Source organism: Nocardioides sp. GXQ0305 (assembly GCF_050880345.1).
Lineage (GTDB): Bacteria > Actinomycetota > Actinomycetes > Propionibacteriales > Nocardioidaceae > Nocardioides.
The window spans coordinates 849,340-863,825 of sequence record NZ_JBNYXG010000001.1 but is presented as its reverse complement, the minus strand read 5'-3'; the positions used below and the strand labels follow the sequence as shown (position 1 = coordinate 863,825).

Annotated in this window: 11 protein-coding genes; all 11 read left to right on the top strand. The window is 72.0% G+C overall.

The window, feature by feature from the left end; genetic code table 11:
- Window positions 1-3 precede the first annotated feature (3 nt).
- A complete protein-coding gene (locus tag ACQ1X7_RS04100; RefSeq protein WP_432476879.1) occupies window positions 4-1,389 on the top strand; it encodes a sensor histidine kinase in 1,386 nt (461 codons plus the stop codon).
- A 116-nt stretch (window positions 1,390-1,505) separates the two neighbouring features.
- Window positions 1,506-2,459 (top strand): methylenetetrahydrofolate reductase, encoded by a 954-nt coding sequence (locus ACQ1X7_RS04095; protein WP_432476878.1) that lies wholly within the window; start codon window positions 1,506-1,508, stop codon window positions 2,457-2,459.
- A 46-nt stretch (window positions 2,460-2,505) separates the two neighbouring features.
- Window positions 2,506-3,810, top strand: coding sequence for a glycine cleavage T C-terminal barrel domain-containing protein (locus ACQ1X7_RS04090; RefSeq protein ID WP_432476877.1), 1,305 nt, complete (start codon window positions 2,506-2,508; stop codon window positions 3,808-3,810).
- A gap of 29 nt (window positions 3,811-3,839) precedes the next feature.
- Entirely contained in the window at window positions 3,840-5,561 is a 1,722-nt protein-coding gene (locus ACQ1X7_RS04085; protein ID WP_432476876.1) for a formate--tetrahydrofolate ligase, read from the top strand.
- A gap of 64 nt (window positions 5,562-5,625) precedes the next feature.
- Complete coding sequence (locus ACQ1X7_RS04080) at window positions 5,626-6,414, top strand: IclR family transcriptional regulator (RefSeq protein ID WP_432476875.1); 789 nt, start codon at window positions 5,626-5,628, stop codon at window positions 6,412-6,414.
- A 139-nt stretch (window positions 6,415-6,553) separates the two neighbouring features.
- A complete protein-coding gene (locus tag ACQ1X7_RS04075; protein ID WP_432476874.1) occupies window positions 6,554-9,076 on the top strand; it encodes a GcvT family protein in 2,523 nt (840 codons plus the stop codon).
- Entirely contained in the window at window positions 9,073-9,843 is a 771-nt protein-coding gene (locus ACQ1X7_RS04070) for an electron transfer flavoprotein subunit beta/FixA family protein (protein WP_432476873.1), read from the top strand. The genes ACQ1X7_RS04075 and ACQ1X7_RS04070 overlap by 4 nt, the downstream gene beginning before the upstream one ends.
- Window positions 9,840-10,823 carry an electron transfer flavoprotein subunit alpha/FixB family protein gene (locus ACQ1X7_RS04065; protein ID WP_432476872.1) on the top strand — a complete coding sequence of 328 codons (984 nt, stop codon included), beginning with the start codon at window positions 9,840-9,842 and terminating at the stop codon, window positions 10,821-10,823. Before ACQ1X7_RS04070 ends, ACQ1X7_RS04065 begins: the two co-directional genes overlap by 4 nt.
- Before the next feature lie 75 nt (window positions 10,824-10,898).
- On the top strand, window positions 10,899-11,609 hold the full coding sequence (locus tag ACQ1X7_RS04060; RefSeq protein ID WP_432476871.1) for a succinate dehydrogenase cytochrome b subunit: 711 nt from the start codon (window positions 10,899-10,901) through the stop codon (window positions 11,607-11,609).
- A 24-nt stretch (window positions 11,610-11,633) separates the two neighbouring features.
- Window positions 11,634-13,655: a fumarate reductase/succinate dehydrogenase flavoprotein subunit gene (locus ACQ1X7_RS04055; protein WP_432477018.1), complete on the top strand. Its 2,022-nt coding sequence runs from the start codon at window positions 11,634-11,636 to the stop codon at window positions 13,653-13,655.
- On the top strand, window positions 13,652-14,395 hold the full coding sequence (locus ACQ1X7_RS04050) for a succinate dehydrogenase/fumarate reductase iron-sulfur subunit (protein WP_432476870.1): 744 nt from the start codon (window positions 13,652-13,654) through the stop codon (window positions 14,393-14,395). The genes ACQ1X7_RS04055 and ACQ1X7_RS04050 overlap by 4 nt, the downstream gene beginning before the upstream one ends.
- The last annotated feature ends 91 nt before the right edge of the window (window positions 14,396-14,486 follow it).

Below are 14,486 nucleotides of genomic sequence, written 5' to 3'. Positions count from 1 at the left end.
GCGATGATCGGCCTCGACGACGTCCGCGGCTTCCCGCTGTTCGACGGCCTCACCGACGCCCAGGTCCAGGCGCTGCTGGACGGCGGGGAGGAGGTCGCGATCGTCCCGGGCGAGGACCTGTTCCGCGAGGGCGACCTCGCGGCGTACTGGTGGGTCCTGGTCGACGGCGCGGTGGAGCTGGCCCGGCACGCCGGTCGGGACGAGACCGTCGTGGGCCGGATGGACGTCCCCGGCCGCTGGGCCGGCGGCTTCACCGCCTGGGACGAGCACGGCACCTACTTGGCCACCGGTCGCGGCGCCGACCCCGGACGGATGCTGAAGGTGCCGGCCCACGAGCTGCGCCGCCAGGTGCAGGAGTGGTTCCCCCTGGCGGTGCACCTGATCAGCGGGCTCTTCCACACCGCGCGCTCGATCGAGTCGACCGCGCGGCAGCGCGACGCCCTGGTCAGCCTCGGCACCCTCGCGGCCGGGCTCGCCCACGAGCTCAACAACCCGGTCGCCGCCGCGGGCCGGGCGGTGGACGCCCTCGACGAGACCAGCGCGACCCAGCTCACCGCGCTGGGCGAGCTGGCCCGGGGCGAGCTCACGGCCGTGCAGTTCACCGCCCTCGACGAGCTGCGCCGCTCGGTGATGCCGCCCTCCGGCCCCGAGGACCCGCTCGACGCCGCGGACCGCGAGGAGGAGGTGGCCGCCTGGCTCGAGCAGCGTGACCTGCCCGACCCCTGGCGGCTCGCCGGGGCGCTGGCCGCGGTCGGGGTCGACGCCGGCTGGTGCCGCCAGGTCGCGGACCTGGTGCCGCCCACCGTGCTCGCGTCGGCGCTGGCGTGGGTGGCGAGCGCCCTCACGGCCGAACGACTGCTCACGGAGGTGCGGGAGGCGACGGACCGGGTGTCGCAGCTGGTGTCCGCCGTCCGCTCCTACACCCAGGTGGACCGGGCGACGCTCCAGCCGGTCGACGTCCGCGAGGGTCTCGAGAGCACCCTGGTGATGCTGGGCCACAAGCTGCGTCAGGGGGGCGTCGTCGTGGTCCGTGAGTACGCCGAGGGGCTCCCCCGGGTCGACGGGTACGCCGGCGAGCTCAACCAGGTCTGGACCAACCTGGTCGACAACGCCATCGACGCGATGCCCGGCGGCGGGACCCTCACCGTGGCCGCCTGCACGCGGGGCGACGCGCTCGTCGTCGAGGTCCGCGACACCGGGCACGGGATGTCGCCGGAGGTCGCCGCCCGCGCGTACGACACGTTCTTCACCACCAAGGACGTCGGTCGCGGCACCGGCCTCGGTCTCGACATCGCCCGGCGCGTGGTCGCCGACCGGCACCACGGGGAGATCGGGATCGACACCTCGGAGGGGGGGACGACGCTGCGGGTCTCGTTGCCGCTGGGGTGACCCTCCGGGCCGCCGGGACCGACGCGGAAAGTTGTGGCGGCGAGGCTCTACCGAAATCTCGTCCGCTGTGTCTACCCTCGCGACATCAGGGTGCGCATCATGAAACGGAATGCGCCATGCGCAACACAGAGTCACATCGCGTCCCGCCGCGGCTCCGCTGGGGCCGACGGCCCGCTCCCGCGCGCCAGGCGGCGGCCGGGGCGCTCGCCGACCTGCTCGAGCAGCCGCGCTACGAGCTGCTGCCGACCGCCTCCGCGACCGAGGCGGTGGTGGCGCACGTCCCCACCGGTCGGCTGCTCACCGTGACCGCGTCGCCCGGCCGCGGACTGCAGGCGACCCTCGACTGCGCGGTGGAGCTGGCGGGGCTCGGCTACGAGGTCGTCCCGCACCTCGCCGCCCGGATGGTGGCCGACGCCGCCCACCTGACCGAGATCGTCGACCGGCTCCAGGAGGCCGGCATCCACCGGGTGTTCGTGCCCAGCGGCGACGCGACCGAGGCCGGGGCCTACCCCGACGCGGTGGCGCTGCTCGAGGCGCTCGACGCGATGGGCTCCCCTTTCCCGCAGGTCGGCATCACCGGCTACCCGGAGTCGCACCCCACGATCCCCGACGACCTGACGGTGCAGGCGATGTGGGACAAGCGGCGCTACGCCACCGAGATGGTGAGCAACCTCGCCTTCGACCCCCAGGTCGTCGAGACCTGGCTCGCCCGGGTCCGGAAGCGCGGCGTCACGCTCCCCGTCTGGATCGGCGTCCCCGGCCAGGTCGACAGCGCCCGGATGCTGGCGGTCGCCACCCGGATCGGCGTCGGCGACTCCACCCGGTTCCTGCTCAAGCAGCCCCGCACCGTCGCCCGCCTGGTCTCCCCCGGCGGCTTCGACCCCGAGCGGTTCCTGCGGCGGCTCGCCCCCACGCTCGCCCGCGACGAGGCGGTGGTCGCCGGGCTCCACTTCTTCACCTTCAACCAGTTCGCCGCGACCGAGGCCTGGCGGGCACGACTGCTCGCGCAGCTGCGGGAGGGAGGTGCCGACCCGAGCTCGTCCCCCACGGGACCGGCGACCACCAGCTAGATCCGGGACCCGCCAGCGGGCCCTCGTCCACCCAGGAGTTCCACACATGAGCCACAACGTCCCGTCCGTCGACCAGTCGGACCGTCTCGTCCCGATCAACCTGCGGCAGTCCGGACCGACGCCGGTCCAGATGCTGATCGACACCCGCGTCCGCAAGTCGCCGTACTGGCACCTCTCGATGGCCGCCGGCTGCTGGCGCGCCTCGGTCTACAACCGGATGTACCACCCCCGCGGCTACGTCCGCCCGGAGGACGGCGGCGCGATGGTGGAGTACGACTCCATCGTCAACCACGTCACGCTCTGGAACGTCGCCGTCGAGCGGCAGATCCAGGTCAAGGGCCCCGACGCCGCCGACTTCGTCAACTACGTCATCACCCGCGACGCCACCAAGATCCCGCCGATGCGGGCCCGCTACGTGATCCTGTGCAACGAGAGCGGCGGGGTGCTCAACGACCCGGTGCTGCTGCGGGTCGCCGAGGACGAGTACTGGTTCAGCCTGTCCGACTCCGACCTGATGTTCTGGCTGCAGGGCGTCAACGTCGGGCGCCGCTTCGACGTCGACATCAACGAGATCGACGTCTCCCCGGTGCAGATCCAGGGGCCCAAGTCGGTCGCGCTGATGGTCGACCTGTTCGGCCCGGTGATCGAGGAGCTGCCGTCGTACGGGCTGCACGCCGGCACCATCGACGGCTGCGAGGTGATCGTCTCCCAGACCGGCTTCTCCGGCGAGAAGGGCTACGAGATCTACCTCAAGGACGCGACCCTCCACGCCGAGCGGATGTGGAACGCCGTGCTCGCCGCCGGCGAGAAGCACCAGCTCGCCGTGATCGCCCCGGCCCACCACCGGCGGATCGCCGCCGGGATCCTGTCGTGGGGACAGGACATGGACGCCGAGACGCTGCCGTTCCAGATCAACCTCGGCTACCAGGTCCCGCGCTCCAAGGAGGCCGACTACATCGGCAAGGCGAAGCTGGAGGAGGCCCGCGCCGCGATCGAGGCCGGCTCCCCGCCGTACACCCACCAGCTGGTGGGGATGCGCCTGGAGGGGAAGCCGATCGACGACTACGCGCCCGACTTCTGGCTGATCTCCGACTCCGAGGACGGCGAGCCGGTGGGCTACGTGACCTCCCCGTGGTTCTCCCCGGAGCTCGGCTTCAACATCGCCATGGGCCACGTGCCGATCGCCGCGACCGGGCTCGGCACCGAGCTGTGGGTGCACCTGCCCGACCACTACGCCGACGTACCCGGCCGGCCGGTCCGGGCCGAGGTGGTCGAGATGCCGTTCCGGCCCTCGGTCAACCCCAACCAGCGCGAGCTGCTCCGGGCCCGCGGCCTCGACGCGGCCGTCTGAGCCGGGGCGCGAGGGGGGACGGAGCACCGATGCCGATCAACACGGGCGGACGACCCGCGGGGACCCCCACAGGGCTCCCCAGCGACGTCGAGATCGCCGAAGCAGCGGACCTGTGGCCGATCGCCCGGGTCGCCGAGGAGAAGCTCGGGGTGCCCGACGAGGCGCTGGTCCCGTACGGCCGCCACATGGCCAAGCTGGACCGGGCCTGGCTCAGCACGCTGGACGGCGCCCCACCGGGCAAGCTGGTGCTGGTCACCGGCATCTCGCCGACGCCGGCCGGTGAGGGCAAGACCACCACGGTGGTCGGGCTCACCGACGGGCTGCGCCACATCGGCGTCCGGGCGACGGCAGCGCTCCGCGAGCCGAGCATGGGTCCGGTGTTCGGGATGAAGGGCGGCGCGGCCGGCGGCGGCTACGCCCAGGTGGTGCCGATGACCGACATCAACCTGCACTTCACCGGCGACTTCGCGGCGATCGCGGCGGCCAACAACCTGCTCGCCGCCCTCCTCGACAACCACGTGCACCAGGGGAACGCGCTCGACATCGACCCGCGCACCGTCACCTGGAAGCGGGTCGTCGACATGAACGACCGGGCGCTGCGCGAGGTCGTCATCGGGCTGGGCGGCACCGGCAACGGGATCCCCCGTGAGGACGGCTGGGACATCGTGGTGGCCAGCGAGCTGATGGCGATCTTCTGCCTGGCCACCTCGCTGACCGACCTCAAGGAGCGGATCGGGCGGATCGTGGTGGCCCACACCCGCGACGGAGCGCCGGTCACCGCGGCCGACCTCGACGCCCCGGAGGCACTGGCGATCCTGCTGGCCGGCGCGCTGCAGCCCAACCTGGTCCAGACCCTCGAGCACTCACCGGTGTTCGTCCACGGCGGGCCGTTCGCCAACATCGCCCACGGCTGCAACTCGGTGCTGGCGACCCGCACCGCGCTGGCCCTGAGCGAGGTCGTGGTGACCGAGGCCGGCTTCGGGGCCGACCTCGGGGCCGAGAAGTTCTTCGACCTCAAGTGTCGGCTGTCCGGGCTGGAGCCGAGCGCCGTGGTGGTGGTCGCGACCGTGAAGGCACTGAAGTACCACGGTGGGGTGGCCGTCGCCGACCTGAAGGGCGAGGACGTCGGCGCCGTCCGGGCGGGTGGGGAGAACCTGCGCCGGCACCTGCAGAACCTGCGCGACGTGTTCGGCGTCCCCGCCCTGGTCGCGATCAACCGGTTCCCGCACGACACCGACGCCGAGGTGGAGGCCGTCCGGCAGCTCGCCGGGGCCGAGGAGTGCGCGGCGTTCACGTCGACGCACGCCGTCGACGGCGGCCCGGGTGCAGCGGAGCTGGCGGCCGGCCTGCAGACGCTGCTCGACAAGGACGAGGTCGACTTCGGCTTCTGCTACCCCGACGACCTGGGCATGGTCGAGAAGGCCGAGGCGGTCGCCCGCCGCATCTACCGGGCCGAGGGCGTGTCGTGGAGCGCCCGGGCGCGCCGTCAGCTCGACCGCGTCGCGGCCGACGGCTACGGGCACCTCCCGGTCTGCTTCGCCAAGACCCAGTACTCCTTCTCCACCGACCCCAAGGCGTTGGGCGCACCCGAGGGCCACGTCGTCGACGTCCGGGAGGTGCGGCTGAGCGCGGGCGCCGGGTTCGTCGTGCTGATCGCGGGCGACGTGATGACCATGCCGGGCCTGCCGCGGGTGCCGGCGAGCGCCGGGATGAGCATCGACGAGGAGGGCCGGATCCGGGGCCTGTCGTAACCCGTCCCCTGTTGCGCCATGCGCACTGCAGCCCGCGATGCGCAACAGGGGTTAGGGTGTCCGCATGAGCACCGTCGAGCAGGGCCGTGACGTCGGGGTCGTGCAGTCCGTCGACCGGGCGATCACGATACTGGAGTTCCTGGCCCGCGCCGGCGAGGCGGGCGTGACCGAGGTGGCGTCCGAGCTCGGCGTCCACAAGAGCACGGCGTTCCGCCTGATCGGCACGATGGAGGCGCGGGGCGTGGTCGAGCAGACCGACGTCCGCGGCAAGTACCGGCTCGGCCTCGGGCTGGTCCGGATGGCCGGGTCGACGGCCGCCCGCATCGACCTGGTGCAGGTCGCCCGGCCCCTGTGCAAGGAGCTGGCGGCCGAGACCGGCGAGACCGTCAACGTCGCGGTCCTCGTCGACTCCGCCGCGCTCTACCTCGACCAGATCGCCGGGGCGTCGTCCCTGCAGCCGCACAACTGGGTGGGCCAGCGCCGACCGCTCCACGCCACCAGCAGCGGCAAGGCGCTGGTGGCCCACCTCGAGCCCCGCGAGATCGACGCGCTGATCCCCGACATGGAGGCGCACACCCCACGCACGGTGACCCGCCGACGCACGCTGCACCGCCACCTCGCCGAGACCCGGGAGCGGGGGTACGCCATCACCGTCGACGAGCTCGAGGAGGGACTGACCGCGCTCGCGGCACCCGTCCACGACGCGCACGGCGACGTGGTCGCCTCGATCAGCGTCAGCGGGTCCACCTGGCGCATGGACGAGGAGACCCGGGCGGCCACGGTCCGGCCGCTGCTCCAGGCCGCGCGCGAGGTCTCGCTGGCCCTCGGGTGGTCGGGCGAGGAGCCGGACTGAGCAGGTGCCGTGTCGCACCCCGGCCGCGTCCATTGACACGGACGCACCTCGCGACCGAGAGTTGGCATGTCTCGCATGACGCGTCGTGATGCGCACAGCGCAACGACGCGGTCACGCTCCAGGGGGTTCGGAGGCCACCATGTCACTGCCGGAGTCAGCCCGGGTCGTCGTCATCGGTGCCGGGATCGTCGGCAACAGCCTGGTGCACCACCTCGCCCGGCTCGGCTGGCGCGACATCGTGCAGATCGACAAGGGCCCGCTGCCCAACCCCGGGGGCTCGACCGGCCACGCCTCCAACTTCATCTTCCCGGTCGACCACTCCCGCGAGATCACCGACCTGACCCTCGACTCGGTGCGCCAGTACCAGGAGCTCGGCGTCTTCACCCAGTCCGGTGGCTACGAGCTGGCCCGGACGCCGGAACGGATGGAGGAGCTGCGGCGGCGGATGTCCAGCGCCCGCGCCTGGGGCATCGAGGCCGAGCTGGTGACCCCCGAGCAGGTGCAGGAGCGGATCCCCTTCGTCGACGTCGACGACGTGATCGGAGCCTTCTGGACGCCGTCGGTCGGCGTGGTCGACTCGCTCCGGGCCGGCACGCTGATGCGCGAGAGCGCGATCGACGCGGGGGCGCTCACGGTGGCACCCAACGTCGAGGTGACCGGCATCGACGTGGTGGACGGCGCGATCCGCGGCGTCCGCACCGATCGCGGCGACATCGCCTGCGAGACGGTGGTCGTGGCCTGCGGCGTGTGGAGCCCCAGGATCGCCGCGATGGCGGGCGCAGCGATCCCGCTGACGCCGGCGGTCCACCAGATGATCAGCGTCGGACCCATCCCCCAGCTCGCCGGACAACATGGCGAGATCACCGGCGAGATCCAGTTCCCCATCGTGCGTGACATGGACTCGCTCTGCTACGAGCGGCAGCACGGCGCCGACATGGAGGTCGGCTCCTACGCCCACCGGGCGATCCTGCACGAGCCCGACGAGATCCCCTCGATCGACCAGGCGAAGCTCAGCCCGACCGAGATGCCGTTCACCGCCGACGACTTCGACCCGCAGCTGGAGACGGCCCTGGAGCTGATGCCCGACGCGCTCGGCGCCGACGGCGCCGAGATCCGCTACGCCATCAACGGCCTGCTCTCCCTGACCCCCGACGGCGCGCCCGTCCTCGGCGAGACGCCCGAGGTGCGCGGCCTCTGGTCGGCGGCCGCGGTCTGGATCAAGGAGGGCCCCGGCGTCGGGCGCGCTCTGGCAGAGTGGATGACCCACGGGTTCCCCGAGATCGACCTCCACCACAGCGACGTCGCCCGGTTCCACGCCCACCAGCGCACCCGGGAGCACGTCCGGGCGCGGACGTCGGAGTCGTTCATCAAGACCTACGGGATCGTCCACCCCGGCGAGCAGTGGGAGTCCGACCGCGGCAAGCGGCTGGCACCGATGCACGCCCAGGAGGTCGAGCAGGGAGCGGTGTTCTTCGAGGCCGTCGGCTGGGAGCGCCCGCAGTGGTACGCCGGGAACGAGTCGCTCCTCGGCGACTACGGCGACGCGGTGATGCCGCGCGAGCACGAGTGGGACAGCCGCTGGTGGAGCCCGATCATCAACGCCGAGCACCTGGCCATGCGCGAGCGTGCCGGCGTCGTCGACCTGTCGGCGTTCGCGATCTTCGACGTCGCCGGGCCCCAGGCCCTCGACGTGGTGCAGCGGACGGTCGTGGCCCAGGTCGACGTCGAGCCCGGCCGGGTCGTCTACACGCCGGTCCTCGACGCCCGCGGCGGCTTCCGGTCCGACCTCACGGTGATGCGGCTGGCGCACGACCGGTTCCGGGTCGTCACCGGCGGCGCACACGGCATGGCCGACCTCAAGTGGTTCGCCGACCACGCCCGCGGGCACGCCGCCGCGGTGGTCGACCTGACGTCGGCGTACACCACCATCGGGCTGTGGGGGCCGCGGGCCCGCGACATCCTGGGCGAGCTGACCACGGACGACATCAGCCACGAGGGCTTCCCGTTCGCGCGGTGCCGCGACCTCACGGTCGGCACCCTCGACGTGCTCGCGTCCCGGATCTCCTACGTCGGCGAGCTCGGCTGGGAGATCTACGTCCCGATGGAGCAGGGCGCCGCCCTGTGGCGGATGCTCCACGAGGCGGGCGGCCCGCACGGCGCGGTGCCGGTCGGGATCGGGGTCTACGCGACGACAGGGCGGCTGGAGAAGAGCTACCGGGCGTTCGGGTTCGAGCTCGACGGCGAGCGCACGATCGTCGAGGCCGGGATGCAGCGACCCAAGGTGAAGTCCGCCGACTTCACCGGACGGGAGGCCTACCTCAAGCAGCGCGACCAGGACCCCGCGCGCGTGATGTGCACTCTCGCCGTCGACGACCACACCTCTGCCTCGGGGGTCAAGCGCTACATGCTCGGCGACGAGCCGATCCTCGCCGCCGACGGCGGGACCCTCACCGACGGGCACGGCCACCACCCCTACGTCACCTCGGCGGGCTCGGCGCCCAGCCTCGGCAAGCACCTGCTGATGGCGTACCTGCCGCCGGACCAGGCCAGCGTCGGCACCCGGCTGACCGTCTCCTACATGGAGGAGCTCTACCCGGTCAGCGTGGTCAGCGCCGACGCGACGGCCGCCTTCGACCCCGGCAACGAGCGGGTCCGTTCGTGACCCGGGTCCTGGTGGCGGTCAAGCGGGTCGTCGACTCCTCGGGCGAGGCGACGCTCACCGAGGACCGGCAGGGCCTCGACGGCCGGTACGCCGGCTACACCATCGGCGACCACGACGCCTGTGCCGTCGAGCTGGCCATCCAGGTCGCGGAGGCCACCGGTGGCTCGGTGACCGTCGCCAGCGTGGGCGTCGCCGAGGCGGTCGAGCAGATCCGCGGCGCCCTCGCCCTCGGCGCCCATGCCGGGGTCCTCGTCGAGACCGATCCCGTCGCGCTCGGCCCCGCCGACGTGGCCACCGAGCTCGCCGCCCTCGTTTCCGAGGCCGACGCCGCCGGCGACCCCTACGACCTGGTCCTGCTCGGCAACGACGCCGCCGACACCGGCGACTTCCAGGTGCCGGTCCGGTTGGCGTACGCCGTCGGCCGGCCGATCGTCACCGGTGCCGGCACCGCCGAGGTGGTCGACGGCGTGCTCGTGGCCAGCGTGACCGGGGCCTACGGCGACGAGACCTACGAGGTGCCGCTGCCGGCGGTGGCGTCGGTGCTCGAGGGCGGCACCGAGCCGCGCTACCCGACGCTCAAGGGGCGGATGGCGGCCAAGAAGGTCGAGGTCGACGTCCGCCCGCCCGCCGCGACCGCCTCCGGCGGAGGTCGCGTGGCGTGGCACCTGCCCGAGGAGCCGCCGACCTCGAGCGAGGTGATCGGCGAGGGCCCCGAGGCCGCGCCTGCCGTGGTCGACCTCTTCCAGCGGCTGGGGGTGCTCCGGTGATCCTGGTGCTGTGCGAGGTCGACCCGGCGACCGGTGAGGTCGACGAGGTGTCGTTGGAGTCCCTGGCGCTCGCCCGATCGCTGTCGCGGGCCGGCGGCGGCGTAGCGGTCCGGGCCGTGGTCGTGGGCGAGGTCCCCGACCGCGACGTCGTGGCCGCGACGCTCGGCCGGCACGGGGTGTCCGAGGTGCAGCAGGCCACCGGTGACGGGGTGTCCGCCTTCGGCGGCGCGGCGTGGGCCGCAGCCGTCCAGGCGGTGCTGACCGCGACCGGCTCGGTCGCGTTCCTCGCCGGAGGGACTCCTCGGGGCATGGAGGTGACCGCCCACCTCGCCGCCCGGCTCGGCGTGCCGATGGCCGCCAACGTGGTCTCGTTCGACGGGCTCTCGCCGCTCACCGTGCGTCGGCAGGTGGCCGGCGGAGCGGCGTTCGAGGAGATGCGGCTGACCACCCGCCCGGCGCTGTTCACGGTCGCCGGCCACGCCTGGCAGGCCGAGGAGTCCGGCGGCGACGCCGCCGCCTGGGTCGAGACGACGCCCGAGGTCCCCCCTGCCGACCTCGTGGCGCGGGTCGTCCGCACCACCGACCCGGTCCCCGACGAGTCCGCGTCGCTCACCTCCGCCAACGTCGTCGTGGGTGCCGGGCGCGGGGCCGGCGGACCCGACGGGTTCGGGCCGGTGACCGAGCTCGCCGAGCTGCTGGGCGGCGCGGTCGGGGTGACCCGGGTGGTCACCAGCCTCGGCTGGCGGCCCCACCACGAGCAGGTCGGCCAGACCGGCAGCCGGATCTCGCCCGACCTCTACGTCGCGTGCGGCATCAGCGGCGCGATCCAGCACTGGGCCGGCTGCGCGTCGTCCAAGGCGATCCTCGCGGTCAACACCGACCCGGAGGCGCCGATGATGACACGTGCGACGTACGCCGTGGTGGGTGACATGCACGAGGTGGTCCCGGCGGTCGTCGAGGAGATCCGCCGCCGTCGCTGACCCGGCCTGCAGGGCGTCATTTCTCACACTCCCCCGGGCCGCCCGGCGGGCTGCGGCCGGGTAGCCTAGCCATTCGTGGCCACCCAGATTCCGAGCAGGCCCCTGGTGACGGGAGCACGCTCGACGCGCTCGACGATCGCCCTGAAGATGCTGATGGCGGTCAGCGGGATCGTCTTCATCGGGTTCGTGCTGCTCCACATGTACGGCAACCTCAAGGCCTTCGCCGGTCACGACGCCTTCAACGAGTACGCCGAGCACCTGCGGGAGATCGGCGAGCCGCTGCTGCCGCACGGCGGGCTGCTCTGGATCACCCGGGTCGGCCTGATCGTCGCCCTCGCCGTGCACGTCTACGCTGCGGTCGTCCTGTGGCGCCGGGCCGGCCGGGCCCGCACCGTGAAGTACGTCGTGAAGAAGAGCACGGGCGCCACCTTCGCCAGCCGGATGATGCGCTGGGGCGGAGTCACGATCCTGGTGTTCCTCGTCTGGCACCTGCTGAACTTCACGATCGGAAAGGTCAACCCGCAGGGTGGCCCGACCGACGACCCCTACGACCTCCTGGTCGACACCTTCGACCTGTGGTGGATGACGCTGATCTACCTGGTGGCGATGGCGATGCTGGGCGCCCACCTCCACCACGGGATCTGGAGCGCCGCGCAGACCCTGGGCCTGACCAACAACGCGCGGGCCCGCCGCAACGCCAAGGTGCTGGGACTGTCGCTCGCGCTGATCATCACGATCGGGTTCTCGCTGGTCCCGGTCTTCGTCCTCGCCGGCGTCATCGACTAGAAGAGGTGCCCTGACATGACCGACATGCCCGACACCACCAACACCTTCGACGCCTCCCACACCACCTCCGCCCACGAGGAGTACGACGACGCCGCGGGCTACTACACGCTCGGCGACCCGGTCGCCGACACCAAGGCGCCCGGCGGACCGCTGGAGGACCGCTGGCAGACCCGCAAGTTCGAGGCCCGGATCGCCAACCCGGCCAACCGCCGCCGGCTCTCGATCATCGTGGTCGGCACCGGCCTGGCGGGGGCCTCCGCCGCGGCCACGCTCGGCGAGGCCGGGTACGTCGTGAAGTCCTTCTGCTACCAGGACTCCCCCCGTCGCGCGCACTCGATCGCCGCCCAGGGCGGCATCAACGCGGCCAAGAACTACAAGGGCGACGGCGACTCCACCTACCGGCTCTTCTACGACACCATCAAGGGCGGCGACTACCGCTCGCGCGAGTCCAACGTCTACCGGCTGGCCGAGGTCTCCGCCAACATCATCGACCAGTGCGTCGCCCAGGGCGTCCCGTTCGCGCGCGAGTACGGCGGCCTGCTCGACAACCGCTCGTTCGGCGGGGTCCAGGTGTCCCGCACCTTCTACGCGCGGGGCCAGACCGGCCAGCAGCTGCTGATCGGCGCCTACCAGGCGCTCGAGCGCCAGGTGGCCGCAGGCACCGTCCGCTGCTACACCCGGCACGAGATGGTCGAGCTGATCGTGGTGGACGGCCGGGCGCGCGGGATCATCGTCCGCGACATGGTCACCGGCGAGCTGGAGACCTACTTCGCCGACGTGGTCGTCCTCGCCTCGGGCGGCTACGGCAACGTCTTCTTCCTCTCCACCAACGCGATGGGGTGCAACGTCACCGCCACCTGGCGGGCGCACCGCAAGGGCGCCTACATGGCCAACCCCTGCTACACCCAGATCCACCCGACGTGCATCCCGGTCTCGGGGGCCCACCAGTCCAAGCTGACCCTGATGAGCGAGTCGCTGCGCAACGACGGCCGGATCTGGGTGCCGAAGAACAAGGCGGACTGCGACAAGGACCCGCGCGAGATCCCCGAGGAGGACCGCGACTACTACCTGGAGCGCATCTACCCGTCGTTCGGCAACCTGGTGCCGCGCGACATCGCCTCCCGGCAGGCCAAGAACATGTGCGACGACGGTCGCGGGGTCGGCCCGGAGGTCGACGGCGTACGCCGGGGGGTCTACCTCGACTTCGCCGAGGCCATGGACCGGCTCGGCCGCGACGCCATCGAGTCCAAGTACGGCAACCTCTTCGACATGTACGCCCAGATCACGGGCGAGGACCCCTACGAGGTCCCGATGCGGATCTACCCCGCGGTCCACTACGTGATGGGCGGGCTGTGGGTCGACTACGACCTGCAGTCGACGATCCCGGGGCTGTTCGTGACCGGGGAGGCCAACTTCTCCGACCACGGCGCCAACCGGCTCGGCGCCTCGGCGCTGATGCAGGGCCTCGCCGACGGTTACTTCGTCCTGTCGAACACGATCCGCGACTACCTCGCCGACGGGCCGTTCGACCGGGTGCCGGAGGACCACCCCGCGGTGGTCGAGGCGCAGCAGTCGGTGCAGGCCCGGATCGACCACTTCATGGGCAACAACGGCAGCCGCAGCGTCGACTCCTACCACCGCGAGCTCGGCAACATCATGTGGGAGTTCTGCGGCATGGAGCGCACCGAGGACGGCCTCAGGAAGGCGATCGACCTGATCCGCACCCTGCGTGACGACTTCTGGCGGAACGTGAAGGTGCTCGGCACCGCCGACTCGATGAACCAGTCGCTGGAGAAGGCCGGCCGCGTGGCCGACTTCCTGGAGCTGGGCGAGCTGATGTGCATCGACGCCCTCAACCGTCGCGAGTCCTGCGGTGGCCACTTCCGGGGCGAGTCCCAGACCGAGGACGGCGAGGCGCTGCGCGTCGACGACCAGTACTCCTACGTCGCGGCCTGGGAGTGGGGCGGCGAGGGCGAGAACCCTGTCCTGCACAAGGAGGACCTGACCTACGAGTTCGTCGAGATGAAGCAGAGGTCGTACAAGTGAAGCTGACTCTCAAGATCTGGCGGCAGACCAACGCCTCCGACGCCGGCGGCATCCACACCTACGAGGTCGACGACGTCTCGCCCGACATGTCGTTCCTGGAGATGCTCGACGTCCTCAACGAGGAGCTCAACGAGAAGGGCGAGGAGCCCGTCGCGTTCGACTCCGACTGCCGCGAGGGGATCTGCGGCATGTGCTCGCTGATGATCAACGGCGAGGCACACGGTCCCGAGGTCACGACCACCTGCCAGCTGCACATGCGGTCCTTCGTCGACGGCGACACCATCACCATCGAGCCGTGGCGCGCCGACGCGTTCCCGGTCATCAAGGACCTGGTCGTCGACCGGACGGCGTTCGACCGGATCATCCAGCAGGGCGGCTACATCTCGGTGAACACCGGCGCCGCCCCCGACGCGCACGCCACCCCGGTGCCCAAGGACAAGGCCGACCGCGCGTTCGACGTGGCCACCTGCATCGGCTGCGGCGCCTGCGTGGCCGCCTGCCCCAACGGGTCGGCGTCGCTGTTCCTCGGCGCCAAGATCACCCACCTCGGCGAGCTCCCCCAGGGCCAGGCCGAGCGCGACACCCGCGTGGTGAACATGCTCGCCCAGCACGACGCCGAGGGCTTCGGCGGCTGCACCAACATCGGTCAGTGCACCGCCGCCTGCCCCAAGGAGATCCCGCTCGACGTGATCTCCCGCCTCAACTGGGACCTGCACGCCGCCATGCGCCACGGCCACTGAAGGTCGAGTTGGGCTTCATACGCGTTGAGTTGGGCCTCGCGCGCGTTGAGTTGGGCGTGGCGCGGCTCATCTGGTGACGGCACGCCCAGCT